23 protein-coding genes are annotated in these 24,882 nt (G+C 70.6%); 13 read left to right on the top strand and 10 right to left on the bottom strand.

The features are described from left to right. Positions 1 to 37 precede the first annotated feature (37 nt). Positions 38 to 790: a hypothetical protein gene (locus ABKA17_RS47395; protein ID WP_353698697.1), complete on the top strand. Its 753-nt coding sequence runs from the start codon at positions 38 to 40 to the stop codon at positions 788 to 790. Here the strand turns inward: ABKA17_RS47395 and ABKA17_RS47390 are convergent. Then, positions 742 to 1,428, bottom strand: a complete 687-nt coding sequence (locus ABKA17_RS47390; RefSeq protein WP_353698696.1) for a hypothetical protein — start codon at positions 1,426 to 1,428, stop codon at positions 742 to 744. The genes ABKA17_RS47395 and ABKA17_RS47390 overlap by 49 nt on opposite strands. 157 nt (positions 1,429 to 1,585) lie before the next feature. After that, positions 1,586 to 2,683 (bottom strand): nicotinate-nucleotide--dimethylbenzimidazole phosphoribosyltransferase, encoded by a 1,098-nt coding sequence (cobT, locus tag ABKA17_RS47385; RefSeq protein ID WP_353698695.1) that lies wholly within the window; start codon positions 2,681 to 2,683, stop codon positions 1,586 to 1,588. 137 nt (positions 2,684 to 2,820) lie between these two features. Here cobT and ABKA17_RS47380 point away from each other — a divergent pair, with 137 nt between their 5' ends. Next, positions 2,821 to 3,336, top strand: a complete 516-nt coding sequence (locus tag ABKA17_RS47380) for a class I SAM-dependent methyltransferase (protein WP_353698694.1) — start codon at positions 2,821 to 2,823, stop codon at positions 3,334 to 3,336. Here the strand turns inward: ABKA17_RS47380 and ABKA17_RS47375 are convergent. Continuing rightward, positions 3,325 to 4,527 (bottom strand): bifunctional adenosylcobinamide kinase/adenosylcobinamide-phosphate guanylyltransferase, encoded by a 1,203-nt coding sequence (locus tag ABKA17_RS47375; protein ID WP_353698693.1) that lies wholly within the window; start codon positions 4,525 to 4,527, stop codon positions 3,325 to 3,327. The two genes, ABKA17_RS47380 and ABKA17_RS47375, sit on opposite strands and share 12 nt — an antisense overlap. A gap of 160 nt (positions 4,528 to 4,687) precedes the next feature. Here ABKA17_RS47375 and ABKA17_RS47370 point away from each other — a divergent pair, with 160 nt between their 5' ends. Next, entirely contained in the window at positions 4,688 to 4,900 is a 213-nt protein-coding gene (locus tag ABKA17_RS47370) for a hypothetical protein (RefSeq protein WP_046262608.1), read from the top strand. A gap of 39 nt (positions 4,901 to 4,939) precedes the next feature. Here ABKA17_RS47370 and ABKA17_RS47365 read toward each other — a convergent pair whose 3' ends face one another. The 3 genes from ABKA17_RS47365 to ABKA17_RS47355 form a co-directional block, all read right to left on the bottom strand. Beyond that, positions 4,940 to 6,025 (bottom strand): S1C family serine protease, encoded by a 1,086-nt coding sequence (locus ABKA17_RS47365; protein WP_353698692.1) that lies wholly within the window; start codon positions 6,023 to 6,025, stop codon positions 4,940 to 4,942. Positions 6,026 to 6,087: 62 nt separating this feature from the next. Further along, the gene (locus tag ABKA17_RS47360) at positions 6,088 to 6,789 is read right to left on the bottom strand and encodes a methyltransferase domain-containing protein (protein ID WP_353698691.1); all 702 of its coding nucleotides are present in this window, start codon (positions 6,787 to 6,789) and stop codon (positions 6,088 to 6,090) included. 83 nt (positions 6,790 to 6,872) lie between these two features. Continuing rightward, positions 6,873 to 7,550 (bottom strand): DUF3043 domain-containing protein, encoded by a 678-nt coding sequence (locus tag ABKA17_RS47355; protein ID WP_353698690.1) that lies wholly within the window; start codon positions 7,548 to 7,550, stop codon positions 6,873 to 6,875. 232 nt (positions 7,551 to 7,782) lie between these two features. Between ABKA17_RS47355 and ABKA17_RS47350 the strand changes: the two genes are divergently transcribed. From ABKA17_RS47350 to ABKA17_RS47325, 6 genes are all read left to right on the top strand, one after another. Continuing rightward, on the top strand, positions 7,783 to 8,547 hold the full coding sequence (locus ABKA17_RS47350; RefSeq protein WP_353698707.1) for a PspA/IM30 family protein: 765 nt from the start codon (positions 7,783 to 7,785) through the stop codon (positions 8,545 to 8,547). A gap of 22 nt (positions 8,548 to 8,569) precedes the next feature. Further along, positions 8,570 to 8,848, top strand: a complete 279-nt coding sequence (gene pspAA / locus ABKA17_RS47345) for a PspA-associated protein PspAA (protein ID WP_353698689.1) — start codon at positions 8,570 to 8,572, stop codon at positions 8,846 to 8,848. 231 nt (positions 8,849 to 9,079) lie between these two features. Further along, positions 9,080 to 10,309 (top strand): sensor histidine kinase, encoded by a 1,230-nt coding sequence (locus ABKA17_RS47340; protein WP_353698688.1) that lies wholly within the window; start codon positions 9,080 to 9,082, stop codon positions 10,307 to 10,309. A gap of 85 nt (positions 10,310 to 10,394) precedes the next feature. After that, positions 10,395 to 11,078, top strand: a complete 684-nt coding sequence (locus tag ABKA17_RS47335; RefSeq protein ID WP_353698687.1) for a response regulator — start codon at positions 10,395 to 10,397, stop codon at positions 11,076 to 11,078. 135 nt (positions 11,079 to 11,213) lie between these two features. After that, positions 11,214 to 14,315, top strand: a complete 3,102-nt coding sequence (locus tag ABKA17_RS47330; protein ID WP_353698686.1) for an efflux RND transporter permease subunit — start codon at positions 11,214 to 11,216, stop codon at positions 14,313 to 14,315. A 105-nt stretch (positions 14,316 to 14,420) separates the two neighbouring features. After that, positions 14,421 to 16,676 (top strand): serine/threonine-protein kinase, encoded by a 2,256-nt coding sequence (locus tag ABKA17_RS47325; RefSeq protein ID WP_353698685.1) that lies wholly within the window; start codon positions 14,421 to 14,423, stop codon positions 16,674 to 16,676. 18 nt (positions 16,677 to 16,694) lie between these two features. Here ABKA17_RS47325 and nadA read toward each other — a convergent pair whose 3' ends face one another. After that, the gene (gene nadA / locus ABKA17_RS47320; protein ID WP_353698684.1) at positions 16,695 to 17,879 is read right to left on the bottom strand and encodes a quinolinate synthase NadA; all 1,185 of its coding nucleotides are present in this window, start codon (positions 17,877 to 17,879) and stop codon (positions 16,695 to 16,697) included. A 306-nt stretch (positions 17,880 to 18,185) separates the two neighbouring features. On the opposite strand from nadA, the gene ABKA17_RS47315 reads away from it, so the two are divergent. Further along, positions 18,186 to 18,542, top strand: a complete 357-nt coding sequence (locus tag ABKA17_RS47315; protein WP_353698683.1) for a HesB/IscA family protein — start codon at positions 18,186 to 18,188, stop codon at positions 18,540 to 18,542. A 97-nt stretch (positions 18,543 to 18,639) separates the two neighbouring features. On the opposite strand, the gene ABKA17_RS47310 is transcribed toward ABKA17_RS47315, so the two are convergent. Both ABKA17_RS47310 and ABKA17_RS47305 read right to left on the bottom strand, forming a co-directional pair. Further along, on the bottom strand, positions 18,640 to 20,553 hold the full coding sequence (locus ABKA17_RS47310; RefSeq protein ID WP_353698682.1) for a hypothetical protein: 1,914 nt from the start codon (positions 20,551 to 20,553) through the stop codon (positions 18,640 to 18,642). A 153-nt stretch (positions 20,554 to 20,706) separates the two neighbouring features. After that, positions 20,707 to 20,916: a hypothetical protein gene (locus ABKA17_RS47305; protein ID WP_353698681.1), complete on the bottom strand. Its 210-nt coding sequence runs from the start codon at positions 20,914 to 20,916 to the stop codon at positions 20,707 to 20,709. Between the two features lie 133 nt (positions 20,917 to 21,049). Here ABKA17_RS47305 and ABKA17_RS47300 point away from each other — a divergent pair, with 133 nt between their 5' ends. Continuing rightward, on the top strand, positions 21,050 to 22,024 hold the full coding sequence (locus ABKA17_RS47300) for a carbohydrate kinase family protein (RefSeq protein ID WP_353698680.1): 975 nt from the start codon (positions 21,050 to 21,052) through the stop codon (positions 22,022 to 22,024). A gap of 5 nt (positions 22,025 to 22,029) precedes the next feature. On the opposite strand, the gene ABKA17_RS47295 is transcribed toward ABKA17_RS47300, so the two are convergent. After that, positions 22,030 to 23,400 carry a cysteine desulfurase/sulfurtransferase TusA family protein gene (locus ABKA17_RS47295; protein ID WP_353698679.1) on the bottom strand — a complete coding sequence of 457 codons (1,371 nt, stop codon included), beginning with the start codon at positions 23,398 to 23,400 and terminating at the stop codon, positions 22,030 to 22,032. 246 nt (positions 23,401 to 23,646) lie between these two features. Here ABKA17_RS47295 and ctaC point away from each other — a divergent pair, with 246 nt between their 5' ends. After that, on the top strand, positions 23,647 to 24,606 hold the full coding sequence (gene ctaC / locus ABKA17_RS47290) for an aa3-type cytochrome oxidase subunit II (protein WP_353698678.1): 960 nt from the start codon (positions 23,647 to 23,649) through the stop codon (positions 24,604 to 24,606). After that, positions 24,603 to 24,882 (top strand): cbb3-type cytochrome c oxidase subunit I (locus ABKA17_RS47285; RefSeq protein WP_353698677.1); only part of this gene is annotated, 280 nt, incomplete at its 3' end. The genes ctaC and ABKA17_RS47285, both read left to right, overlap by 4 nt.

The following is a 24,882-nucleotide window of genomic DNA, read 5'->3' as shown; positions in this document are numbered from 1 at the left end:
GAAATGCAGCCACGGCCGCCCTGGCTAAAGTTCGCGTATGGGACATTGGTTGCAGCGGAACATCGTCGAGCCGGGCAAGCTGCCGCTGCTCCTCGCGCTCACCGCCTTCGTCGTCACCTTCCTGGTCACCCGGCTCGTCACCCGGCTCATCCGCGCCGGCAAGGGGCCGTTCGGCAACATCAGCTCCGGCGGGGTGCACATCCACCACGTGGTCCCGGGGGTCGTCCTGAGCGTCATCGGCGGGTTCGGTGCCGTCGGCAGTGGGCGGCACGGCTTCGGGGCGGCCGCGTGCGCCGTGATCTTCGGAATCGGCGCGGGCCTGGTGCTGGACGAGTTCGCGCTGATCCTGCACCTCGACGACGTCTACTGGACGGAGGAGGGCCGCAAGAGCGTGGAGGTGGTCGTCCTCACCGCGGCCCTGGTCGGACTGGTGCTGTCGGGCTTCTCGCCGTTCGGCGTCAACGACCTGAGCCAGGACGAGCTCCAGGACCGCGCGAACGTGATCTCGACCGTGGTGGTCAACTTCCTCTTCGCCCTCGCCGTCCTGGGCAAGGGCAAGGCCCGGATGGCGATCTTCAGCGTGATCGTGCCGCTGGTCGGCCTGATCGGCTTCGTCCGTCTGGCCCGCCCGGGCTCACCCTGGGCCCGCCGCTTCTACCGCCGCCGCCCCCGGGCCCGCGCCAAGTCCATCCTGCGCGCCTACCGCCACGACCGCCGCTGGGCGGGCCCCCGCCGCAGACTTCAGGACCTGATCGGCGGCAAGCCCGATCCGGTGGTCGCGCGACGATGACGTAGCTCCGAGATCCCGCACAGCGCGAGGACCGCCGCGATCGCCGCCAGATGCTCCTTGCCCGCGAGGTTCTCCTTCAGCAGCACCTCGACGACCATGGCGCCGATCACGACCCCCGCGGTGACATGCGCCCGATACCGCCAGGCGAGGAACACGGCGAGGCCCACCACGGCCGCCGAGGGGCCGGTGTCCACGACCCGCGCGTCCGTGCCGGGGAGGCCGATCGGGCTGTCGGGGCCCAGCCAGATGCCGAGCCTGGCGTAGAGCGTGCCGGCGAGGGTGGCGGCGTAGGCGATGACGAGCGTGCGCCACCAGCCCAGGCAGATCTCCGCGATACCGAACACGATCAGGATCTGCGCCAGCGCACCCCACACGGGCAGATCCAGCGCCGGTACGAACAACGACAGGGGAGTGCGCAGCAGGGCCAGCCAGAGCGGGTCCTGTGCGCGTACGGCCCCGACGTTCTGTACGAACTGATAGCCCCACGACTGGTTCTGCGTGAACTGGAGCAGGGCCGTCAGGCACACCGCCCCGATCGCCATCGGCACCGCCCGCCACCGCCGCCGGATCAGCGGGCCGCGCACGGTGACGTACAGCGGCCCCCATTCGCGGCGGGCCCAGCGGGCGATCCTCGTCATCGGCGCGTCTCCAGGTGGTTTCCACCGTGGAAGACCGATCCGGGGATCGAGCAGTTGACCGGCGCCCAAGTGACCTGGATCTCCCGGTATCGGACGACGAATCGGGCATGTCCCATGAATCCGGATCATATGGGTGCCCGTGTCTGTCCCGCCGGAACTACTCCTCTGTCTCCGGCTTCTCCGGTTCGCCAGTGCCTTCCTCGGCGGCCACCGGCTTCTCGGGGAGTTCGGCGGCGAGCGCGGCCGCGGCCTGCACCAACGGCAGGGCCAGCAGTCCGCCGGCGCCCTCGCCGACCGTCACCCCGTGCTCCAGCAGCGGCTCCAGGGCCATCCGGTCCAGCGCCTTGGCCTGTCCCGGCTCACCGCTGTTGTGCGCCGCCAGCCACCAGTCCGGCGCCCGGAACGCGATCCGCTGCCCGACCAGCGCACAGGCGGCGACCACGACCCCGTCCAGCACGACCGGCAGTTTGCGCACCGCGCTCTGCAACAGGAACCCGGTGATCGCCGCGAGGTCGGCCCCGCCCACGGTGGCCAGCAGCTGCAACTGGTCCCCGAGCACCGGCCGGGCCCGCCGCAGCGCGTCGCGGATCGCCGCGCACTTGCGCATCCAGGCGAGGTCGTCGATGGCCAGCCCGCCCCGCCCCGTCACCACGGACGCGTCGGTCCCGCACAGCGCGGCGACCAGCACGCCCGCCGCCGTGGTCCCGCCGACGCTCACATCGCCGAGCACCACCAGATCCGTACCGGAGTCGGCCTCCTCGTCGGCCACCGCGACCCCGGCCCGGAACGCGGCCTCCGCCTCCTCCAGGGTCAGCGCGTCCTCGACGTCGATACGACCGCTGCCGCGCCGCACACGATGCCCCGCGACCTCGCCGGGCAACGACTCCGGGTCGCAGTCCAGGGCCACGTCGACGATCCGCACCGGCACCCCGAGCCGCCGCGCGAGCACCGACACCGGCCGCCCGCCCTCGAGCACCTCGCGCACCAACTCCCCGGCGCTGCCCGCCGGTCGGGCCGAGACGCCGAGTTCGGCGATGCCGTGGTCGCCGGCGAAGAGCACCACCCGGGGCCGCTCGATCGGCCGCACCGGCACCGCGGACTGCGCCGCGGACAGCCACTCACCCAGGTCGTCGAGGCGGCCCAGCGACCCGGGCGGCACGATCTGACGCTCCCGACGCGCCTCGGCGTCGCGGCGCACCCCACCGTCGGGGCGCTCGATCAGATCGGTGAAGTCGTCGAGATTAAGCGAGCTCATTCGCCGAACAGTACCGGCACCGATCGAACAGAACGGCGCCACATCGCCACCACGCGCCCCGGACGTCGTTGCTCCCAAGATCGAGATCCCATACGTTCCGTTTTGCAGCGGATTGTCGTACGTCTCAGGGAGCCCCCATGAAGCGCCTGCGCACCCGTGTCAGCGACCTCGACGAAAGACGGCGGCACCGCTCGACGGCCCGCGCGGTCCTGCGGGTCGCCCCCGAACCGGAGAGCTGGCTGGACGTGGGCACCGGCGACGCCCGCTTCCCGGCGGCGGCCAGGGAACTCTTCCCGTACACGTCCTTCGACGGCATCGACCCGACGCCCCGCGTGGAGCGGGCCAGGGAGGCCGAACGGGTGGAGGAGGCGTACGTCGGCGATCTGACGGACCCCCACCTCGCCCGGGTCCTCACCGCGCGCTACGACGTGGTCAGCATGCGGCACTCCACCGACGGCCTCGACGCGGCCCTGACCCTCCTGCGCCCCGGCGGCCATCTGCTGCTGGAGACCACCGCGGCGGCCGCCGACGACCTCCGCGCGCAACTCGCCGCCCGGCACTGCGCGATCGTCCCGACCCACCGTCACCCGCTCCTCGAGCGACTGTCGAGGACGACCCGTGTCATCGCGCGCCGGGAGCCCTCACCCGCGTAGCGCGACCGCCTGCCCGGCCACCACGAGCACCACGTGCTCGCACTCACCGGCGAACGCCGCGTTGAGCCGCCCGAGTTCGTCCCGGTAACGCCGCCCGGAGGCGGTGGCCGGCACGATCCCCGACCCCACCTCGTTCGATACGGCGACGACGGTCCGCCGGGTCGCCCGTACCGCCTCCGTCAACTCCCGCACCCGCTCCCGCAGCGCCCGCTCCCCGCCGTCGGCCCACTCCGCGTCGTCCCACGCCCCCACGGTGTCCATCGCGTCCGTCAGCCACAGCGACAGACAGTCGATCAGCAGCGCGGGCCCGTCGTCGGCGAGCAGCGGCACCAGGTCGCAGGTCTCGGCCGTACGCCAGGACCCGGGCCGCCGCTCCCGGTGCGTGGCGACCCGCGCCGCCCACTCGCCGTCCCCGTTCCGCGACCCGCCCGTGGCGACGTACAGCACGTCTGGGAAGGCCTCCAGACGCCGCTCCGCCTCCACCGACTTCCCGGACCGCGCCCCGCCCAGCACCAAGGTCCGCCGCGGCACGTCAGGTACGTCCTCGTAGACGCCGACGGACAGCGTCGTCCCGTCGGGCACGGCCCGCGCGCCCGCCGCGGCGAGCCGGCGCCGCAACTCGGCGCCGGGCGGCACGTCGTGGTCGAGGTGGACGGCGATGACGTCGGTGGCCGGGCCCACCGCGCCGACCGCCCGCAGCTTGGCGAGCGCGTCCGGCCGCCCCACGACATCGGCGAGCACCATGTCGTAACCGTCCTTGGAGTTCTCCTCCAGCCCGGCCGGAGCGCCCCCGGGCGGCAGATACAGCAGCCGCTGCCCGTCCGGCCCGGTCACCGCGTACCCGGTGCCGGGCGAGTCCATCGCCACCGCCCGTACCCGATGCCCCGTCAGCAGCGCCAACTCCCGCCCGTCCGGCACCCGCCCCGGCTGCGGCAGCCCCGCCGGCACCTCCACGGCGGGCCCGTCATGCGGATGCGACAACAACACCTGCCGCACCTGCCCCAACGACTGCCCGGCCCGAGCCGCCGCGAACGCCGCCCCAGGCGTCAGATCGAGCAACAACGCCCCGTCGACGAGCAACGCGGTGGCGGCCCGGGCATCGGGGCCGAGCGCGACGGCGCAGGCCGCGCAGGGGCAGTCGGGGCGGGGGAGTCCCGCGGGGGCGCCGGTACCGAGGAGAGTGAGTTCCACGGCTAGATTTTCGCCGGTCGCTCATGATCTTGCGCGCGCTGGATGTCTTTAGGGGCGCGGGGAACTGCGCGACAAGCCCCCACCGGACGCGCAGACGAAGTACAACCTCCCAGCTGAGCGCATAGGCTCGGGGCACCCGTGTTCACAGAAGGAGGCCTGTATGGCGGCATGGACGTGGCGATTCGAGAAGGCCGACGGGACGGAGGTTCAGCCCGCGGTGCAACCCGAGGAGTTCACCACGCAGGGGGATGCCGAATCCTGGGTCGGTGAGTACTGGAAGGACCTCGCGGAGGGCGGCGCGGACCAGGTGCACTTGTTCGAGGACAGTACGAAAATCTACGGGCCGATGAGCCTGCACGCCGAAGAGGCGTAGGCACGAGGAACGGGGCGGCCGATTCCCGGCCGCCCCTTCTCACTGCTCGCCCAGCGTCACGTCGGCCGTCTGCTCGGCACCGTCCCGGGTGTACGTCACCTTCACCTTGTCGCCCGGCTCGTCCGCCGCCAGCGCCTCGGACAGGGACGTGATCGTCGTGATGTCCGTGTCGCCGAGCCCGGTGATGATGTCCCCGGCCTCGATCCCGGCCTTGTCGGCGGCCCCGCCGCTCTTCACCTCGACGACCGCGACGCCGGAGGCCCGGTATCGGTCGTCCACGACGGTGCGGCCCGTGATGCCGAGCGCGGCCCGGCCCGAGTCGGTGACCTTGCCGTTCTTGATGATCTGGTCGGCGACCGTCTTCACCATCGACGCGGGGATCGCGAACCCGATACCGGGCGCCGCGCTGTCCCCGAGGCCGGGGTCGGTCGCGGCGAGCGTCGGGATGCCGATGACCTGTCCGTCGAGGTTGACGAGGGCGCCGCCGCTGTTGCCGGGGTTGATGGCGGCGGAGGTCTGCACCATGTTGGCGATGGTCGCGCCCGTACCGCCGCCCGAGCGGCTCTCGGTGACGGTCCGCCCGGTCGCCGAGACGATGCCCTGGGTCACACTGGACGACAGCCCGAGCGGCGAACCCATCGCCAGCACGATCTGTCCGACCTCGACCTTCGAGGAGTCCCCGAAGGCGGCCGCCTTCAGGCCGTCCGGCACCTTGTCCAGCTTGATGACGGCGAGGTCCTGCTCCGGGTACGCGTAGACGAGCTTCGCGGACAGGGCGTCCTCGCTGTTCGCGGTCGTCACCTGGAAGGTCTTCTCGTCGCCCACGACATGCGCGTTGGTGACGATGTGCCCCTTGTCGTCGTAGACGACCCCGGATCCCAGGTCACTGCTGGCCTGGATCTGCACGACCGACGGCAGGACCTCCTTGATGACCCTCGTGTAGTCGTCCTGGAGGTCGCTGTCCACGGCGGGCGCGGCGGCGGCCTGGGTGATCGAGGACTCCGGTTTCGACGGCTTCGACGACTTCGACGAGGAGTCGGAACATCCGGACAGCAGCGCGAGGGAACACGCGAGCGCGGTGACGGGCACGACGAGACGGAGGGCACGGTTACGGGAAGCGTCCATGCCCCGAGTCTCTCTACGGGGTGAATGTCCGGCTTGTGCAGCTCACCCGAACGAGCGCACCCTCAGCCCCGCACGCCGCACAGATGCAACAACGCCGCGACCCGTCGGTACGGCTCCGTCCGCCCGGCCCGCTCCTCGGCGGCCAGCAGCGACTCCAGGTCGGCCGGGATCTCCGCCCCGTCCACCGCGGTGTCCGTGAACACCCGCACCCCGTACCAGGCGGCGAGCGGCGCCCCGATCCCGGCCAGTGTCGCGGTCAGTGTCTCCAGCCGGTCCGCCCGCACATCGAGGCCGAGCCGGTTGGTGTACGACACGGTGTCGAAGGCGCCGAGCGCACCGGCCCAGTCACCCGACAGGCCCGGCCGCATGGCCAGCGCGTCGCCGTTGCGCACGAGCAACGACAGCAGCCCGCCCGGTGCCAGCATCCGGGCCAGCCCGGCCAGCAGCGGATCCGGCTCCTCGACGTACATCAGCACGCCGTGGCAGAGCACGACGTCGAAACTGCCCGGCAGGAAGTGGACCCCGGTGTCCCGGCCGTCCCCCTCGATGATCCGCATCCGCTCCCGGATGCCCTCGGGCTCGGCGCACAGCGCCTGACGGGCCGCCGCGACCATCGTGGCGTCCTGCTCGAGCCCGGTCACCTGATGTCCGGCCCGGGCCAGCCGCAGCGCCTGGGTGCCCTGACCCATCCCCACGTCGAGCACGCGCAACCGCCGCCCGACCGGGTACCGGCCCACTATCTGCTCGTCGAGCTGCCGGGCCACCAGCTCCTGTCGTACGACATCCCGCAGCCCACCCAGCCTGCTCAGCCAGGCATCCGCCGCGCCCCCGGTGAACGGCGTAGTGCTCAGGGCCGCTCTCCGCGCTTGACGTGCGGCTTGGGCAGCCGGAGCCGGCGCATCTGGAGGGAGCGCATGAGGGCGTAGGCGACCGCGCCCTTGCGGGACTGGTCCGGGAAGCGCTCGGCCAGGCGCTTCTTCAGACGGAAGACCGTGAGGACCGAGTCGAGCACGATCAGGACGATCACGACGAGCCACATCAGCAGCGCGATGTTCTGGAGCGAGGCCACCTGCACCATGCTCAGCACGAGGATGAGCACGGCCATCGGCAGGAAGAACTCGGCCACGTTGAACCGCGAGTCGACGAAGTCGCGGGCGAACTTGCGGACCGGGCCCTTGTCACGGGCGGGCAGATACCGCTCGTCACCGCCGGCCAGCGCCTGGCGCTGCTTCTCCAGCGCCGCGCGACGCTCGTCACGCTGCCGCTTGGCGGCGTCCTTGCGCGTCATCGACGTATTGGCCACGCTGCGGCGCTGCGACTGGGCCTCGCTCCGCTTGGGAGTGGGGCGGCCCTTCTTCGCCTCGGGGTGGCGGATCTGACTGGAGTCGGTCACCTGCGCCTTGTCGGCGGGGGCGGCCTTCTCGTCCTTGGTGGAGCGGCTACGGAACACAAAACCCAAGGGTAAGGGGTGCCCGGGGTTGGACCCCAGCCCGGTGGGGAACGATCCGGCAACACCAGTCGTCATGTAGGGGGACAGAGGGGACGTCCGGTGACCGACTGCTCACCCTGAAGGTCACCTACTCCTTACGCCGGAGCAAGGCCTTGGCCAGTCGTCCTTGGGGAGGAGCGCATCCGTCCCCGAACAGTGCGTCAATGGATGCAGGGCCCGTACTGTGGGTTCTGTCGCAGAGCTGAAGCTGGACTCGGTCAGAAGGGGGCGCGCGAAGCCCATGAGCGGTGTCATGAAGCGTATGGGGATGATCTTCCGCGCGAAGGCGAACAAGGCCCTTGACCGGGCCGAGGACCCGCGCGAAACCCTCGATTACTCGTACCAGAAGCAGCTGGAGCTGCTCCAGAAGGTGCGCCGAGGCGTGGCGGACGTCGCCACGTCCCGCAAGCGTCTGGAGCTCCAGCTCAACCAGCTTCAGAACCAGTCCTCCAAGCTGGAGGACCAGGGCCGCAAGGCGCTGGCGCTGGGCCGTGAGGACCTGGCCCGCGAGGCGCTCTCCCGTCGCGCCGCGCTCCAGCAGCAGGTGACGGACCTCGAGACGCAGCACGCGACGCTCCAGGGCGAGGAGGAGAAGCTCACCCTGGCGGCCCAGCGGCTCCAGGCCAAGGTCGACGCCTTCCGTACCAAGAAGGAGACGATCAAGGCCACCTACACCGCGGCCCAGGCACAGACCCGGATCGGCGAGGCGTTCTCCGGCATTTCCGAGGAGATGGGCGACGTCGGCATGGCCATCCAGCGTGCCGAGGACAAGACGGCCCAGCTCCAGGCGAGGGCGGGCGCGATCGACGAACTGCTGGCCTCCGGGGCGCTCGACGACCAGTCCGGCATGCACAAGGACGACATCCAGGCCGAGCTGGACCGGCTCTCCGGTGGTACGGATGTAGAGCTGGAACTGCAGCGCATGAAGGCCGAGCTCGCCGGAGGGTCGTCCCAGCAGGCGATCGAGGGCGGCACCGGTCAACCGCAGTCCCAGCAGCAGCCGCAGGACACCCCGCGCTTCGACAAGCAGTAGGCCCACGCCTTAGGAGGGCGACATGATCGTCAGGATCATGGGGGAGGGGCAGGTGAGACTGGCCGACGGCCACCTCGCCGAGCTGAACAAGCTGGACGACGAACTGCTGGCCGAGATGGAGAACGGCGACGGCCCAGGCTTCCGCCGCACCTTCGAGGCTCTGCTGTCCAAGGTCCGAGAACTGGGCGAACCTCTGCCGGACGACGCCCTGGAACCCTCGGACCTGATCCTCCCGTCCCCGGACGCCACCCTCCAGGAGGTCCGGGACCTGCTCAGCGACGACGGGCTGATCCCGGGTTGAGAGGCTTTGCCGGGAGCGTGGTTTGTATTTCAGCCCGTCCGGCACCTTTCGACGCCGGTCCACATCATCCAGCCCGTCCGGCGATTGAGGACAAGGCCCCTTAAGGGCCGAAGCGGGGGCCTGGGGGCGGCAGCCCCCAGCGAGGGCACGCGTAACACCGCCCACGAACACAGGAAACCGACAGCCAACCCCCGTTCCAAGCCCCGCAGGGCCCCCGTACCGTTGGCAGACGTGAGCACCCTCGACCGCGTCCGGCACCAGCTGAAGGCGCACCCCATGGCGCTGGACGCCGTACTCGCGGCCGGCGTCCTCGGCTGCATGGTGGCCGGCTCGTTCGTGGACCCCCGCGGTCCCGACGGCGTCACCTGGGGCTTCCGCACACCGGCCCCCCTGAGCCTGGTCCTCATCGGCCTCAGCGCCGCCGCCCTGGTGTTCCGCCGCCGCGCCCCGATGACCGTGCTGGCCCTCACCGGCGGATTCTCCATCGTCGAGTGCGTCACCGGCGACCCCCGTGCCCCCGTCGCGATGTCCGCGGTGATCGCCCTGTTCACCGTCGCCTCCGCCACCGACCGCCCCACCACCTGGCGGGTCGGCCTGCTCACGATGACCGTCCTGACCGCCGCCGCCATGCTCGGCGGCCCCCTGCCGTGGTACGCGCAGGAGAACCTCGGCATCTTCGCCTGGACCGGCATCGGCGCCACCGCCGGAGACGCCGTCCGCAGCCGCCGCGCCTTCGTGCAGGCGATCAGGGACCGCGCCGAGAAGGCGGAGCGCACCCGCGAGGAGGAGGCCCGCCGCCGGGTCGCGGAGGAGCGTCTGCGGATCGCCCGGGACCTGCACGACGTCGTCGCCCACCACATCGCCCTGGTCAACGTCCAGGCCGGCGTCGCCGCGCACGTCATGGACAAGCGCCCCGACCAGGCCAAGGAGGCCCTCGCCCACGTACGCGAGGCCAGCCGCTCGGCGCTCAACGAACTGCGGGCCACGGTCGGCCTGCTCAGACAGTCCGGCGACCCCGAGGCCCCGACCGAGCCCGCCCCAGGACTGGACCGCCTCGACGAGCTCGTCGGCACGTTCCGCAGCGCCGGCCAGCATGTCGAGGTGGCCCGCGCCGACGGCGACACCAAGCTCCCCGCCGCCGTCGACCTGGCCGCCTACCGGGTCATCCAGGAAGCCCTCACCAACGTCCAGAAGCACGCCGGTACCGAGGCGAAGGCCGAGGTCAGCGTCGTCCGGGTAGGGCCGAACATCGAGATCACCGTCCTCGACAACGGCGCCGGGGACGACGAGGACCCGGCGGACGGCGGTGGCCACGGCCTCCTCGGCATGCGCGAACGTGTCACCGCCCTGCGCGGCACCCTCACCACCGGTCCCCGCTACGGCGGCGGCTTCCGCGTGCATGCGATCCTGCCGGTCAAGACCCGCAGCCGCGCCGCCGACGACACCGTACGACCCGCCTGAATACCCGGGCGCGGAACTCACGGGCACCCCGCAGCAGTTGTCGTAGCACCAAGCCGCCCGCCGTACGCCCCGCAGAGGACCCCGTATGACCATCCGCGTCCTGCTCGCCGACGACCAGGCCCTGCTGCGCAGCGCCTTCAGGGTGCTCGTCGACTCCGAGCCCGACATGGAGGTCGTCGGCGAGGCGTCCGACGGCGCGGAGGCGGTGCGGCTGGCCCGGCAGGAGCGGGCCGACGTGGTCCTGATGGACATCCGGATGCCCGGCACCGACGGTCTCGCCGCGACCCGCCTGATCAGCGAGGATCCCTCACTCGCCCAGGTCCGGGTGGTGATCCTGACGACCTTCGAGGTCGACGACTACGTGGTGCAGTCGCTGCGCGCCGGAGCCTCCGGCTTCCTCGGCAAGGGCAGCGAGCCCGACGAGCTGCTCAGCGCCATCCGGATCGCGGCCGGCGGCGAGGCCCTGCTCTCCCCGGCCGCCACCAAGGGCCTGATCGCCCGCTTCCTCGCCCAGGGCGACGCGGCGGACGAGACCGCCGACCCGGCCCGCACCGCTCGGCTCGAGGCCCTCACCGTCCGCGAGCGCGAGGTCCTGGTCCAGGTGGCCGGCGGACACTCCAACGACGAGATCGCCGAGCGCCTCGAAGTGAGCCCGCTGACCGTGAAGACGCACGTCAACCGGGCCATGGCCAAGCTCGGTGCCCGCGACCGGGCGCAGCTCGTGGTGATCGCTTACGAGTCCGGGCTGGTACGTCCAAGGGTGGACTGACCTCCACCCGGTCGTACTGCGGCCGGAGTATGCGCGGCATAAGGAACGGGACCTGGGGGCTACGGAACACCCGCCCCACAGGGCACAGGGTGTAGGGGCCACTTCTGCCGCTCACAGAATTGAGAACCCTCACCCATGTCCTGGCTGTCGAGATTCAGCCTCGCGCAACGTGCCCTCATAGGCCTGATGTCGATCATCGCGCTCGCCTTCGGAGCGATCGCGATACCCCAGCTCAAGCAGCAGCTGCTGCCCTCCATCGAACTGCCCATGGTGTCCGTGCTCGCCCCCTACCAGGGCGCCTCCCCGGACGTCGTGGAGAAGCAGGTCGTCGAGCCCATCGAGGACGCCCTCGAAGCGGTCGACGGCATCGAGGGCGTCACCTCCACGGCCGCAGAGGGCAACGCCGTCATCATGGCGTCCTTCGACTACGGCAGCGGCACCAAGCAGCTCGTCGCCGACGTCCAGCAGGCCGTCAACCGGGCCCGCGCCCAGCTCCCGGACGACGTCGACCCGCAGGTAGTCGCCGGTTCCACGGACGACATGCCGACCGTCGTCCTCGCCGTCACCTCCGACACCGACCAGCAGGCCCTCGCGGACCAGCTCGACAAGACGGTCGTACCGGACCTGAAGTCCATCGACGGCGTCGGTCAGGTCACCGTCGACGGCGTCCGCGACCTCCAGGTCACCGTCACCCCCAACGACACGAAGCTCGCCAAGGCGGGCCTCACCTCGGCCGCCCTCGCCCAGGCCCTCCAGGCGGGCGGCGCGACCGTCCCGGCCGGCTCCTTCGACGAGGGCGGCGCCAACCGCACCGTCCAGGTCGGCGGCGGCTTCACCTCGGTCGAGCAGATCCGGGACCTGATGGTCACCGGCACGGGCAAGCCCGTACGCCTCGCTGACGTGGCGGCGGTGAAGCAGGAGCAGGCCGCGGCCGACTCCATCACCCGCACCGACGGCAAGCCGAGCCTCGCGGTCATGGTCACCATGGACCACGACGGCAGCGCGGTCTCCATCTCGAACGCGGTCGAGGACAAGCTCGCCGACCTTCGGGGGGACCTCGGCTCCGGCTCCGAGATCACCGTCGTCAGCGACCAGGGCCCCGCGGTCTCCAAGGCCATCGAGGGCCTGACCACCGAGGGCGCGCTCGGTCTGCTCTTCGCGGTCCTCGTCATCCTGGTCTTCCTGGCGTCGGTCCGCTCGACGCTGGTCACGGCGGTGAGCATCCCGCTCTCCGTCGTCCTCGCGCTGATCGTCCTGTGGACCCGCGACCTCTCGCTCAACATGCTGACGCTGGGCGCGCTGACCATCGCCATCGGCCGGGTCGTCGACGACTCGATCGTGGTCCTGGAGAACATCAAGCGCCATCTCGGCTATGGCGAGGAGCGCCAGGAGGCCATCCTCAAGGCGGTCCGCGAGGTCGCCGGAGCGGTCACCTCCTCCACCCTCACCACGGTCGCGGTGTTCCTGCCGATCGGCCTGGTCGGCGGCATGGTGGGCGAGCTGTTCGGCTCCTTCAGCCTGACGGTGACGGCGGCCCTCCTGGCGTCGCTGCTCGTCTCGCTGACGGTGGTCCCGGTCCTGTCGTTCTGGTTCCTGCGGGCCCCGAAGGGCACCCCGGCCGACGCCGAGGAAGCCCGCCGCCTCGCGGAGGAGAAGGAGGCGAGGAGCAGGCTCCAGCGCCTCTACGTCCCCGTCCTGCGGTTCGCGACCCGGCGCCGTCTCACCAGCGTGCTCATCGCGGTCGTCATCCTCGTCGGCACGTTCGGCATGTCCGGTCTGCTCAAGACCAACTTCTTCGACCAGGGCGAGCAGGAAGTCCTCACCGTCAAGCAGGAGTTGAAGCCCGGCACCAGTCTGGCGGCCACCGACGAGCAGGCGAAGAAGGTCGAGAAGCTGCTCGCCGACACCGAGGGCGTCAAGGACTACCAGGTCACCATCGGCTCGTCCGGCTTCATGGCGGCCTTCGGCGGCGGCACGGACACCAACCAGGCCTCGTACCAGGTCATGCTGGACGACTCGGCCTCGTACGAGGACGTGCAGGACCGCATCGAGGCGGGCCTGAAGAAGCTCGACGGCATCGGTACGACGACCATCGCGGCCGGTGACGGCTTCGGCAGCCAGGACCTCAGCGTGGTCGTGAAGGCGGCCGACGGGGACGTGCTGCGCGAGGCGTCGGAGGAGGTCCGCAAGACGGTCGCGGGCCTGGACGACGTCACGGACGTCACGAGCAACCTGGCGCAGAGCGTGCCGCGCATCACGGTGAAGGCCAACTCCAAGGCCGCCGCGGCGGGTTACAACGACCAGACCCTCGGCGCGGCCGTCGCCGAGGCGGTCAAGGGCACCACGGCCGCCCGGGCGATCCTGGACGACACCGAGCGGGACGTCGTCATCAGGTCTGCGAAGCCGGCGCGGACCCTGGACGAGCTGAGGAACCTGAAGCTCGGAGCGGTGAAGCTGGGCGACATCGCCACCGTGAAGCTGGCGGACGGCCCGGTCTCGATGACCCGGATCGACGGTCAGCGCGCGGCGACCATCACCGCCAAGCCGACCGGCGACAACACGGGCGCGGTGAGCCAGGACCTGACGAGCAGGCTCGACGCCCTGAAGCTCCCGGCGGGCGCCACGGCCGAGATCGGCGGCGTCACCTCGGACCAGGACAGCGCGTTCAAGAACCTGGGCCTGGCGATGCTCGCGGCGATCGCGATCGTCTTCATGCTGCTGGTGGCGACGTTCCGTTCACTGGTCCAGCCGCTGATCCTGCTGGTCTCGATCCCGTTCGCGGCGACGGGCGCGATCGGCCTGCTGCTCCTCACGGGCACCCCGATGGGCGTCCCCGCGATGATCGGCATGCTGATGCTCATCGGCATCGTGGTGACGAACGCGATCGTGCTGATCGACCTGATCAACCAGTACCGCAAGCAGGGTTATTCGACGGTGGACGCGGTCATCGAGGGCGGCCGGCACCGGCTCCGCCCGATCCTGATGACGGCCCTGGCGACGATCTTCGCCCTGCTCCCGATGGCCCTCGGGGTCACCGGCGAGGGCGGCTTCATCGCCCAGCCGCTCGCGGTGGTCGTGATCGGCGGCCTGATCACCTCGACCCTGCTGACCCTCCTCCTGGTCCCGACCCTCTACACGATGCTGGAGCTCCGCAAGGAGCGCCGGGCGAAGAAGCGGGCGGCCAAGCGGGAGAAGAAGGCGGAGGTACCGGCGCAGCCGGAACCGGCCGGAGTGTGACGATTCCGTAGGAGTGGGAGGGCGGCCGGGCACCCGGCCGCCCTCTTGTTCTTCCCTGCGTATTCTGTGGCCTCGAACTGCCGTGCGCGGGAAAGGGATTCGGGCGTGCCATTGCACAAGGACGACCCGAAATCGGTCGGCGGGTACAAACTGGTCGATCGGCTCGGATCCGGCGGCATGGGCGTCGTCTACTGGGGCAGATCGCGCTCGGGCCGTGACGTCGCTGTCAAGGTGGTGCACGCCCAGTACGCGGAGGACAAGGTCTTCCGCGCCCGCTTCCGGCAGGAGATCGAGTCCGTCCGCAAGGTCAGCGGCGCCTTCACCGCGCCCGTGGTGGACGCCGACCCGGACGCGGCACGGCCCTGGATGGCGACCCAGTACGTCCCCGGCAGCTCCCTCGCCGAACGGATCCGCGACCACGGCGGCCTCAAGGGCACCGAACTGCGCCGCCTGGCCCTGGGGTTGGTGGAGGCCCTCCAGGACATCCACCGCGCCGGGGTCGTCCACCGGGACCTCAAGCCCGCCAACGTCCTGATGGCCGAGGACGGCCCCCGCGTCATCGACTTCGGCATCTCCCGCGCCGCCGAGAACCACCAGACGCTCACCGAGACCGGCCAGATGATCGGCACCCCGCCCTTCATGTCACCGGAACAGTTCACCGACGCCCGCACGGTCGGACCCGCCTCGGACGTCTTCTCCCTTGCCGCGCTCCTGGTCTTCTCGGCCACCGGACGCGGCCCCTTCGACGCCGACAGCCCGTACCTGACCGCCTTCCGGGTCGTCCACGAGCAGCCGGGACTCGACGGTGTACCGGGGCCGTTGCGCGCGGTCCTGGAGCGCTGCCTGGTCAAGGAGGCCGCCGACCGGCCCCCTCTCGACGTACTGGCGAAGGAGTTCGCCGAGGCCCTGCCCGAGACCGACCCCAGGGACCCGGACACCACCACCCTCCGCCTGACCGACCTGAGGACGGTGGAGGAGACCTACGGCGGCGCCGACCCGGCGGCGGCGACCGGCCTGCCGAAGCCCCGCGGCCGGGCCCGGTGGAGCCGCCGCCCCGGCCGTCGCCCCCTGCTGATGACCGTCGGCGCGCTGGGCGCGGTGGGCCTCGGCCTGCTCGGGTACATACGCTTCGGCCCGGGATTCTCGGACACCCCCCAGGAGACGAGCGTCGCCGCGTCCGGGGCCACCCGCTGGTCGACGGTGCCTCAGGGCTGGCAGGCCTGGCAGTCCACGATGTTCGAGACCGCACGGTCGGGCGAGGTCAACCCCGTGGCGAAGGCCGGCGAGGACACGAGCGACGCCACCTGCCGGACGTACGAGAACGCGGTCTACTGCGCGGGCAACACCATCCTCCCGGTCCGCCTGGACGGCCGTACCGGCGCCACCGTCTGGCGTGCCGCCCTCGCGACCGCCGCCGAGGGCACGGACTCGTCCGGGAACAGCTTCACTCTCCTCGGCGTGCGGGACGACGCGATGATCCTTCAGCACGACGTCTTCGCCGCCGACGGGAGCACCAGGTCGAGCATCGTCGCCCTCGACCCCCAGACCGGCGACCAGCTGTGGGCCCGCGACCGGGGAGGGCCGAGCGCCGACCAGCTCATGGCCGGCGACCTCGTCATGACCCCCGACGCCAGTGGCCGGCTGGTGACGGCCCGTTCCCCGCGTACCGGCACCGACCTCTGGACCACCCAGCTGCCCGCCGGCGACTACTGCACCTTCGAGACGGCGGACTCCCGCCTGTACGCGCACTGCTTCCCGGACGACGAGTCCAAGGACGCCGTACTCCTGGAACTGGACAAGACCGACGGAACCGTACGCCGACGTCTGAGCACCCCGAACGGGAGCGGCCTGCTCGGCACCGTCGACGGCCGTCTCGCCGTCGCCGTCGCGGTCGATGCCGGCTCCGGCCCGGCCCGCCTCGAGGAGAACAGCTACGACGGGATCCGGCTCCTCGACCCGGACACCGGCGCCACCACCACGACCGAGCTCACGCGGACCTACCGAGGCTCGATCCGCCTCGCCGCCGGCACCGTCTGGATCACCGGAGCCAACGGCCAGGTCACCGCGGTCTCCCCGCTGACCGGCGAACAGCTCTGGCAGACCCGCACCAGCGCCGAGGACTCGGGCCGGCCCGCCTACGACCCCACCACCCACACGCTCTACCTGGCCAGCATCAGCGGCCGGGTCGCCGCCCTCGACTCCCGCGAGGGCACGCTGCTCTGGGAGACGGGCGCCCAGGCCGACCAGCTCGCCAGCGGCGAGACGATCAAGTCCACGGTGTCGCTGTACGGCGGGGCGGTGGTCGTGAACACACCGAACGGGACGGTCTTCAGCCTGGACCCCGCTCACCCCGAGGGGTGAGCGGGCGCCGCAGGAGTCCTACGGCAGGGCCAGCATCCGCTCAAGGGCCAGCTTCGCGAACGCCTCGGTCTCCTTGTCGACCTCGATGCGGTTGACGAGGTTGCCCTCGGCGAGGGACTCCAGCGTCCACACCAGGTGGGGCAGGTCGATGCGGTTCATGGTCGAGCAGAAGCAGACCGTCTTGTCGAGGAAGACGATCTCCTTGCCCTCGGGCGCGAAACGGTTCGCCAGGCGCCGTACGAGATTCAGCTCGGTCCCGATGGCCCACTTCGAGCCGGCCGGAGCCGCCTCCAGGGCCTTGATGATGTACTCGGTCGAGCCGACGTAGTCCGCCGCGGCCACGACCTCGTGCTTGCACTCGGGGTGCACCAGGACGTTGACGCCCGGGATCCGCTCGCGCACGTCCCGCACCGACTCCAGGCTGAAGCGGCCGTGCACCGAGCAGTGGCCGCGCCACAGGATCATCTTCGCGTCGCGCAGCTGCTCGGCGGTCAGCCCGCCGTTCGGCTTGTGCGGGTTGTACAGGACGCAGTCCTCCAGCGTCATCCCCATGTCCCGCACGGCCGTGTTCCGGCCGAGGTGCTGGTCGGGGAGGAAGAGAACCTTCTCGCCCTGCTCGAAGGCCCACTCAAGAGCCTTCTTGGCGTTCGACGAGGTGCAGATCGTGCCGCCGTGCTTGCCCGTGAACGCCTTGATGTCCGCGGACGAGTTCATGTACGAGACGGGCACGACCTGCTCGGCTATCCCGGCCTCGGTCAGCACGTCCCAGCACTCGGCGACCTGCTCGGCGGTGGCCATGTCGGCCATCGAGCAGCCGGCGGCGAGATCGGGGAGGACCACCTTCTGGTCGTCGGAGGTCAGGATGTCCGCCGACTCCGCCATGAAGTGCACACCGCAGAACACGATGTACTCGGCCTCCGGGCGCGCGGCCGCGTCCCGGGCCAGCTTGAAGGAGTCGCCCGTGACGTCGGCGAACTGGATGACCTCGTCGCGCTGGTAGTGGTGGCCGAGCACGAAGACCTTGCTGCCGAGCTTCTCCTTGGCCGCGCGGGCCCGCTCGACCAGGTCGGGGTCGGACGGCGAGGGCAGGTCGCCGGGACACTCGACACCGCGCTCGCTCTTCGGGTCGGCCTCCCGGCCGAGGAGCAGCAGGGCAAGAGGAGTCGGCTGTACGTCGAGCTCCGGGGTCTGGGCGGTGGTCACGACACGCACCCTTTCTGTTCTGCGGCTCGCCGGCCCGTTGGCCGGACCGGCGGTAGTTTTCGTCGAATTGACGTTATCTATCATAACCGCTTCACGTCACTTTGACGATGGCCATAGTGTCGGTGTGACATGAATCCCGGTGCCATAGCGGCGGCTCGGACCGACGGTCGCTGTTCGCTTCGTCGGCGGTGTGCGAGCATGAAGAGACAGGGCGGAAAGACAAGTCGCTCGGCCCGGAATGAATCCGCGGCCCCGACGGTTGCAACCGTCGGCAAGCAGTCTCCGTACAACCCGGGAGAGATGTAGATGTCCGTATCGGACGAGACCGGCACCGTCACCGACGGCATCATCCTGTCCGACGCCGCCGCGGCGAAGGTCAAGGCCCTGCTCGACCAGGAAGGCCGTGACGACCTGGCCCTGCGCGTCGCCGTCCAGCCCGGTGGCTGCTCGGGCCTGCGCTACCAGCTGTTCTTCGACGAGCGTTCCCTCGACGGCGATGTCGTCAAGGACTTCGACGGCGTCAAGGTCGTCACCGACCGCATGAGCGCCCCCTACCTCGGTGGCGCGTCCATCGACTTCGTCGACACGATCGAGAAGCAGGGCTTCACGATCGACAACCCCAACGCGACGGGCTCCTGCGCCTGCGGCGACTCGTTCAACTAGGTCCTGCCGGACCACGCTGAACAACCGAACACACGCGAAGGCGGCGGCCCCCTCCGACAGGGCCGCCGCCTCCGTGCGTTCCGGGACGTGAAACGCGTTACCGCGCCCCGGACGTCTCCGGCACCCGGGCGCCCGCCTTCTCCAGCGGGATCCCCTTGCCGTCCGAGCCCACGACCTCCCGGTCGCCCAGCGGTGCCTTGAGCCGCAGTGTCTCCTGGTAGTACTTCGCGATCAGGATGCAGACCTTGTCCGGCAACGGCGTCCCGGTCACCCGGACCGTCACCTTGTCCGAGCTCTCGACCACGGACGCCTTGTAGTCGGAGCAGACCCCGCCCGTGTAGCTCACGGTCAGCTCGTCGCCCTCGGCGGTGTAGCCACTGACCATCACATCATGGGGCGCCGGCGCCGCGGTCGGCTGGTCGGGGTCGGGCTCCGGGCCGGTCGGCCGGGGGCTCGGCCGATCCGTCGGCTCCGCGGACGGCGTGGCCGAGGCCAGGTACTTCGGGTCGATCGCCGGATACGTCACCGTGAAGGCGTCCTGCGCGCCCGACGCCCGCACCTCGAACAGCCACGACGGCACCAGCGCCTGCCGTGCGTCCACATAGTGCGAGGCCAGCCCGAACACGGCCTTCTCGACGGTGATCGTGTCCTGCCGCGGCGCTCCACCCGTCGACTCCGACCCGCAGGGCGCCTCCAGCCGGTCCTTCTGCGGTACGGCCGTGGCGCAGCCGCCGATCCCCATCCGGTGCCCGCCCGCCGGCTTCGCGTTCAGCAGCTCCAGCGCCTTCTCGGCGCCCACGACGGGGTACCTGTCGCTCTTCGCCGGCGCCTTCAACTGACCGCTGCCGCCGACCACTTCACCCTGCGCGTTGACGGTGACCCCGGTCGTCCAGCCGTACGTCGGCAGCCCGCCCACCACCGGATCGGCGTTCACCACCCGCTGGGCGCCCATGATCTGGCTCGCGTCGACCTTGGCGTCGTCCTGCCCGACGGCCTTCAGGATCGGCGCCGCGGCCTTCTCGGCGACGTCCTCGCTCACCGGGTCGTCGGCCGGGGCGGCGGGGTCGCTCGCACACACGGTCTCGCTCCGGCAGTCGTCGGTGCCCGGCGCGTACCGGTGGAACGTCCACGCCCCCGGCACCTGCTGGTTGACCTGGAGACTCGGCCCGGCCGCGTCCTGCGCGCCGACCTTCCAGGCCTTCCCCTCGAGGACGGGCGTCCCGTCCACCCCGAGTGCCTCGGCCAGCAGCTCCACCTCGTCCTTGGTGACCTCGCCGACCGCCCGGTAGACCGGGACCTCGTCGGGGCCGTCCGGAAGCATGCCCTCGGCCTGGTAGGTCACGCCGTACGGATTGGGCTCACCCGGCGCGATACCGATGGTGCCGCCGTCGTCACCCCCGGTGTATCCGTCGAGGTGGAGCGGCGGGGGAGTGTCGTCGCCGTTCGCCCCGGACGTCGTATCCCCGCCCGACCCACCGGGAGCGGACGCCGCGAGATACGCCCCACCGCCTCCGACGAGCAGCACGGCGGCGGCGACGGAGGCGATGAGCACGGGGGACCGCCGCCGGACGGAGTGCGCGGGCTCGGGCTCACCGTCCCGGGGGATCTCGTCCGAGTGAGCCTCGGAGGGCTCGGGGACGGCGGGGGCGGCAGGCGCCCGGGCCGGCTCGGCAGCCTCGGGCACCTCGGAGGACGCGGAAGCCGCGGCGAGCTCAGGAGCCTCGGTCACCTCGGACGCCTCGGAAGACCCGGAAACAGCTCCGGAGGGCTCGGTGGCCTCGACAGCCTCCACAGGCTCGGAACCGCCAGAGGCACCCTCCTCGGAAGCCTCGGAAGCCTCGGAAGCCTCGGAAGCCTCGGAAGCCTCGGAAGCCTGCGGCCTCGCAGTGCCCTCCGCCGCAGTACCGTCCTGGCCCTGGCCCTCGTCCTCGGCGTTCCCGGCGCCCTCATCGGCGCCCGTGGTCTTGCCGACCTCGGCGTCGTCGTCGTTCTCGGGTCGCTCGGTGTTCACCGCATCGCTCCTTCGGCCGCGCAGATGTCCCTATGACCCTGACCCGACCACGTCAAAACGGCCGGCTGGAGGGTCGTATCCCATGTCCCCTTTACAGGGGACAGCGATGGGACGCAGCGGGGGAGCGCACGGTTCCCCTGAGGGCGCCCGGTTTCAGTCGCCGTAGTCCGACATCGCGTCCAGCAGCCGGGCGGACTTCGTCGGCACGGTCACCCCGTGGATGAGCGAGGGCGAGACGGGACGGGCGGCCACCCGGTCGGGAGCGGCCCAGTGCGGGGCCATCCGGGCGCAGTCCCCGCGCAGGGACGCGAGATCGCCGTCCAGGTCGGCCGGAGCGGGGGCGTGGACCTTGAGGTTCGTCATGACGGCACCGTATGCAGGTCGGAGCCCGCGAAGAAAGATCTACTATCGGGTAGTTTTGGCGGCTTCAGAGGTCACCGAGGACCGGGTAGCGTGAACCGTCAACCCAGTTTCTCCCCACAGGAGAGTCCACGCCGTGCGCATCGCAGTCACCGGCTCCATCGCCACCGACCACCTCATGACCTTCCCCGGACGCTTCGCCGACCAGCTCGTAGCGGACCAGTTGCACACGGTCTCGCTCTCCTTCCTGGTCGACAACCTTGACGTACGCCGGGGCGGCGTGGGCGCGAACATCGCCTTCGGCATGGGCCAGCTCGGCACCGCGCCGATCCTGGTCGGGGCCGCGGGCTTCGACTTCGACGAGTACCGGGCCTGGCTGGACCGCCACGGCGTCGACACCGCCTCCGTCCGTATCTCGGAGACGCTGCACACCGCCCGATTCGTCTGCACCACCGACGCCGACCACAACCAGATCGGCTCCTTCTACACCGGTGCGATGAGCGAGGCCCGCCTCATCGAGCTGAAGACCGTCGCCGACCGCGTGGGCGGCCTGGACCTGGTCCTCATCGGCGCCGACGACCCCGAGGCGATGCTCCGTCACACGGAGGAGTGCCGCTCGCGCTCGATCCCGTTCGCCGCGGACTTCTCCCAGCAGATCGCCCGGATGAACGGCGACGAGATCCGGATACTGCTGGACGGCGCCACCTACCTCTTCTCCAACGAGTACGAGAAGGGACTCATCGAGTCCAAGACCGGCTGGACGGACGAGGAGATCCTCGCCAAGGTCGGCCACCGGGTCACCACCCTCGGCGCGCAGGGTGTGCGGATCGAGCGCGTCGGCGAGGAGCCGATCGTCGTCGGCTGCCCGGAGGAGGAGCGCAAGGCGGACCCGACGGGTGTCGGCGACGCGTTCCGCGCGGGCTTCCTGTCCGGACTGGCCTGGGGAGTCTCCCTGGAGCGCGCGGCCCAGGTGGGCTGCATGCTGGCGACGCTGGTGATCGAGACCGTGGGCACGCAGGAGTACCAGCTGCGGCGCGGCCACTTCATGGAGCGCTTCACGAAGGCGTACGGGGACGAGGCCGCGGCCGAGGTGCAGGGCCTGCTGGGCTGAGTCCGTCAGGTGAGCCGGCGGACCAGATAGGCCGTTCCCCTGTCCGCCGGTTCCTCTCCCACGTACTCCTGCTCCCGCATCTCGCACCACGCCGGGATGTCCAGGCGGGCCGCCTCGTCGTCCGAGAGGACCCGGACGAGCCCGCCGACCGGCACATCCCCGATGACCTTCGCCAGCTCGATGACCGGGATCGGGCAGCGCTTGCCGAGGGAGTCGACGAGGAACTCGTCCGTCTGTACGGCCGGCGTCGTCGTCGACGTCGGCGCGCCGAGCTTCTCCCGCACCCCCGCCACCGTTCCCGGCAGAACGGCGAGGAACCTCTCCACATCCTCCTCCGTCGCCCCGAACGGCAACGACACCCGCACATTCCCCTCACTCAGCACCCCCATCGCCTTGAGCACATGGCTCGGCGTCAGCGTGCTGCTGGTGCAGGACGAGCCGGACGAAACGGAGAAACCCTCCCGGTCCAGCTCGTGCAGCAGAGTCTCCCCGTCGACATAGAGACAGGAGAAGGTGACGATCCCGGGCAGCCGCCGCTCCGGATCCCCCACCACCTCCACGTCCGGCACCAGCCGGGGCACCCGGCCCCGGATCCGCTCCGTCAGCTCCCGCAGCCGCAGCGCCTCTTGGTCCGCCTCGGCCCGCACCGCCCGTAGCGAGGCCGCCGCCGCGACGATCGCCGGGAGGTTCTCGAAGCCGTATCCCCTTTCGTCCGTGGGCCCTTGAGCGGCGAACCGCACCCCCTTGCGGACGACGAGCAGCCCGACCCCCGCCGGACCACCCCATTTGTGCGCACTTCCGGCGAGCACCGACCACGCACCCTCGACCGGGCCCCAGGCCAGCGACTGTGCCGCGTCCACCAGCAACGGCACCCCGGCGGCCCGACAGACCTCGGCGACCTCCGCGACCGGCTGCGCGGTCCCCACCTCGTGGTTGGCGGACTGGAGACAGGCCAGCGCGGTGTCCGACCGAAGCCCGGACGCGAACCCCGCGGGGTCCACCCGCCCCGTACGGTCGACACTCACCCGGGTGACCGAACCGCCCTCCCGCTCCTGGGCTTCGGCCGAATGGAGCACGGAGGAGTGTTCAACCGCTGACACGATCAGGTGACGCCCGACGCGCCGCCGCCCACCCAACGCCCCAGCGATTCCGGCGTGCACGGCGTGGGTTCCGGAGGGAGTGAAACGGAGTTCGTCCGGCCGACACCCGACAGTCTCGGCAGCAGCCTCCCGAGCGGCATCCAGCAGCAACCGAGCCCGTCGCCCTTCCCGATAAAGCCGAGAGGGATCAGCCCACCCTTCATCAAGGGAGGCCAACAGAGCCTGACGAGCAACGGGATGGAGAGGCGCACTGGAAGCAGCGTCGAAGTAAGACACCCGCCAACGCTAACCCCGCCAGGGGCGCGGGGAACTGCGCGATCAGCCCAAAACAACCCGCAGCCGCCAATCCAGCGAACCACCCACTCCAGTAGGCACCCCTCCCCGCGAACCCTCGGAGAGCGTCGGCTAGGGTTTGGTCCGCATAAACATCCAAACCCCTGCCCGACGCAGGGCGGCGACCGACCACCGAGTAAGGCAGGCCGCAGCCAATACGCGCGGGCGAGACTCTCGGGAAGGCGCTACGTGAGTCCCAACGGCTCCGACCGCTCGCCGCGGCGCCCGATGCGGCGGAAGCTGCTGCAGGCAATGACCGCGGGCCTGGTCCTGGCGACCGCGACCGGTTGCACATACAAGGACTTCCCCCGCCTTGGTATGCCCACCCCCACCACCGAAGAGGCTCCGCGGATCCTCTCCCTGTGGCAGGGCTCGTGGGCGGCCGCGCTCGCCACCGGCGTGCTGGTCTGGGGCTTGATCCTGTGGAGCGCCATGTTCCACCGGCGCAGCCGCACCAAGGTCGAGGTTCCTCCGCAGACCCGGTACAACATGCCCATCGAGGCGCTGTACACGGTGGTCCCCCTCATCATCGTCTCGGTGCTGTTCTACTTCACGGCTCGTGACGAGTCGAAGCTCCTGAGCCTCGACAAGAAGCCCGATGTCACCGTCAACGTGGTCGGCTTCCAGTGGAGCTGGGGCTTCAACTACGTCGAGAACGTCGACGGTTCCACCGGCGACGCGAAGACCGACGAGAACCTGGACGCGATTCCGGACCGGTTCAAGAAGGACTTCCCGGCGAACGCCGGCGGTGTCTACGACGTCGGCACGCCCGGCACGCGGAACCCGCAGACCAACAACCCGGGTCCGACCCTCTGGCTCCCCAAGGGCAAGACGGTCCGCTTCGTCCTCACCTCACGTGACGTCATCCACTCCTTCTGGGTGGTGCCGTTCCTGATGAAGCAGGACGTCATCCCGGGGCACACCAACTCCTTCCAGGTGACCCCCAACAAGGAGGGCACCTTCCTGGGCAAGTGTGCCGAGCTCTGCGGCGTCGACCACTCCCGCATGCTGTTCAACGTGAAGGTCGTCTCTCCCGAGCGGTACGAGCAGCACCTCAAGGAACTCGCTGAGAAGGGGCAGACCGGTTACATTCCCGCGGGCATCGAGCAGACCGCCCATGAGAAGAACCGGGAGACGAACAACCTGTGAGCATCCTCAACGAACCCCAGGGTGCCGCGGCAGAGTCCCACTACGCGGACGAACTGCCGGTCCGGCGCAAGCAGCCCGGCAACGTCGTGATCAAGTGGCTCACCACCACTGACCACAAGACGATCGGAACGCTGTATCTGGTCACGTCGTTCGCGTTCTTCTGCATCGGTGGTCTGCTGGCGCTGTTCATGCGCGCCGAGCTGGCCCGGCCGGGTCTGCAGATCATGTCGAACGAGCAGTTCAACCAGGCGTTCACGATGCACGGCACGATCATGC

The organism is Streptomyces sp. RG80 (assembly GCF_040446465.1).
Classification (GTDB): domain Bacteria; phylum Actinomycetota; class Actinomycetes; order Streptomycetales; family Streptomycetaceae; genus Streptomyces.
The sequence above is the reverse complement of the archived record's forward strand: the minus strand, read 5'-3'. Positions and strand labels throughout refer to the sequence as shown.

What these genes read in the sequence shown, in the direction of transcription:
- ABKA17_RS47305 (WP_353698681.1), bottom strand. Translation starts at nt 20,916, where the DNA reads ATGACGAACCTCAAGGTCCACGCCCCCGCTCCGGCCGACCTGGACGGC.
- ABKA17_RS47350 (WP_353698707.1), top strand. Translation starts at nt 7,783, where the DNA reads ATGATCTTCCGCGCGAAGGCGAACAAGGCCCTTGACCGGGCCGAGGAC.
- ABKA17_RS47390 (WP_353698696.1), bottom strand. Translation starts at nt 1,428, where the DNA reads ATGACGAGGATCGCCCGCTGGGCCCGCCGCGAATGGGGGCCGCTGTAC.
- ABKA17_RS47355 (WP_353698690.1), bottom strand. Translation starts at nt 7,550, where the DNA reads ATGACGACTGGTGTTGCCGGATCGTTCCCCACCGGGCTGGGGTCCAAC.
- ABKA17_RS47365 (WP_353698692.1), bottom strand. Translation starts at nt 6,025, where the DNA reads ATGGACGCTTCCCGTAACCGTGCCCTCCGTCTCGTCGTGCCCGTCACC.
- ABKA17_RS47395 (WP_353698697.1), top strand. Translation starts at nt 38, where the DNA reads ATGGGACATTGGTTGCAGCGGAACATCGTCGAGCCGGGCAAGCTGCCG.
- pspAA (WP_353698689.1), top strand. Translation starts at nt 8,570, where the DNA reads ATGATCGTCAGGATCATGGGGGAGGGGCAGGTGAGACTGGCCGACGGC.
- ABKA17_RS47380 (WP_353698694.1), top strand. Translation starts at nt 2,821, where the DNA reads ATGAAGCGCCTGCGCACCCGTGTCAGCGACCTCGACGAAAGACGGCGG.
- ABKA17_RS47335 (WP_353698687.1), top strand. Translation starts at nt 10,395, where the DNA reads ATGACCATCCGCGTCCTGCTCGCCGACGACCAGGCCCTGCTGCGCAGC.
- ABKA17_RS47315 (WP_353698683.1), top strand. Translation starts at nt 18,186, where the DNA reads ATGTCCGTATCGGACGAGACCGGCACCGTCACCGACGGCATCATCCTG.
- cobT (WP_353698695.1), bottom strand. Translation starts at nt 2,683, where the DNA reads ATGAGCTCGCTTAATCTCGACGACTTCACCGATCTGATCGAGCGCCCC.
- ABKA17_RS47330 (WP_353698686.1), top strand. Translation starts at nt 11,214, where the DNA reads ATGTCCTGGCTGTCGAGATTCAGCCTCGCGCAACGTGCCCTCATAGGC.
- ABKA17_RS47370 (WP_046262608.1), top strand. Translation starts at nt 4,688, where the DNA reads ATGGCGGCATGGACGTGGCGATTCGAGAAGGCCGACGGGACGGAGGTT.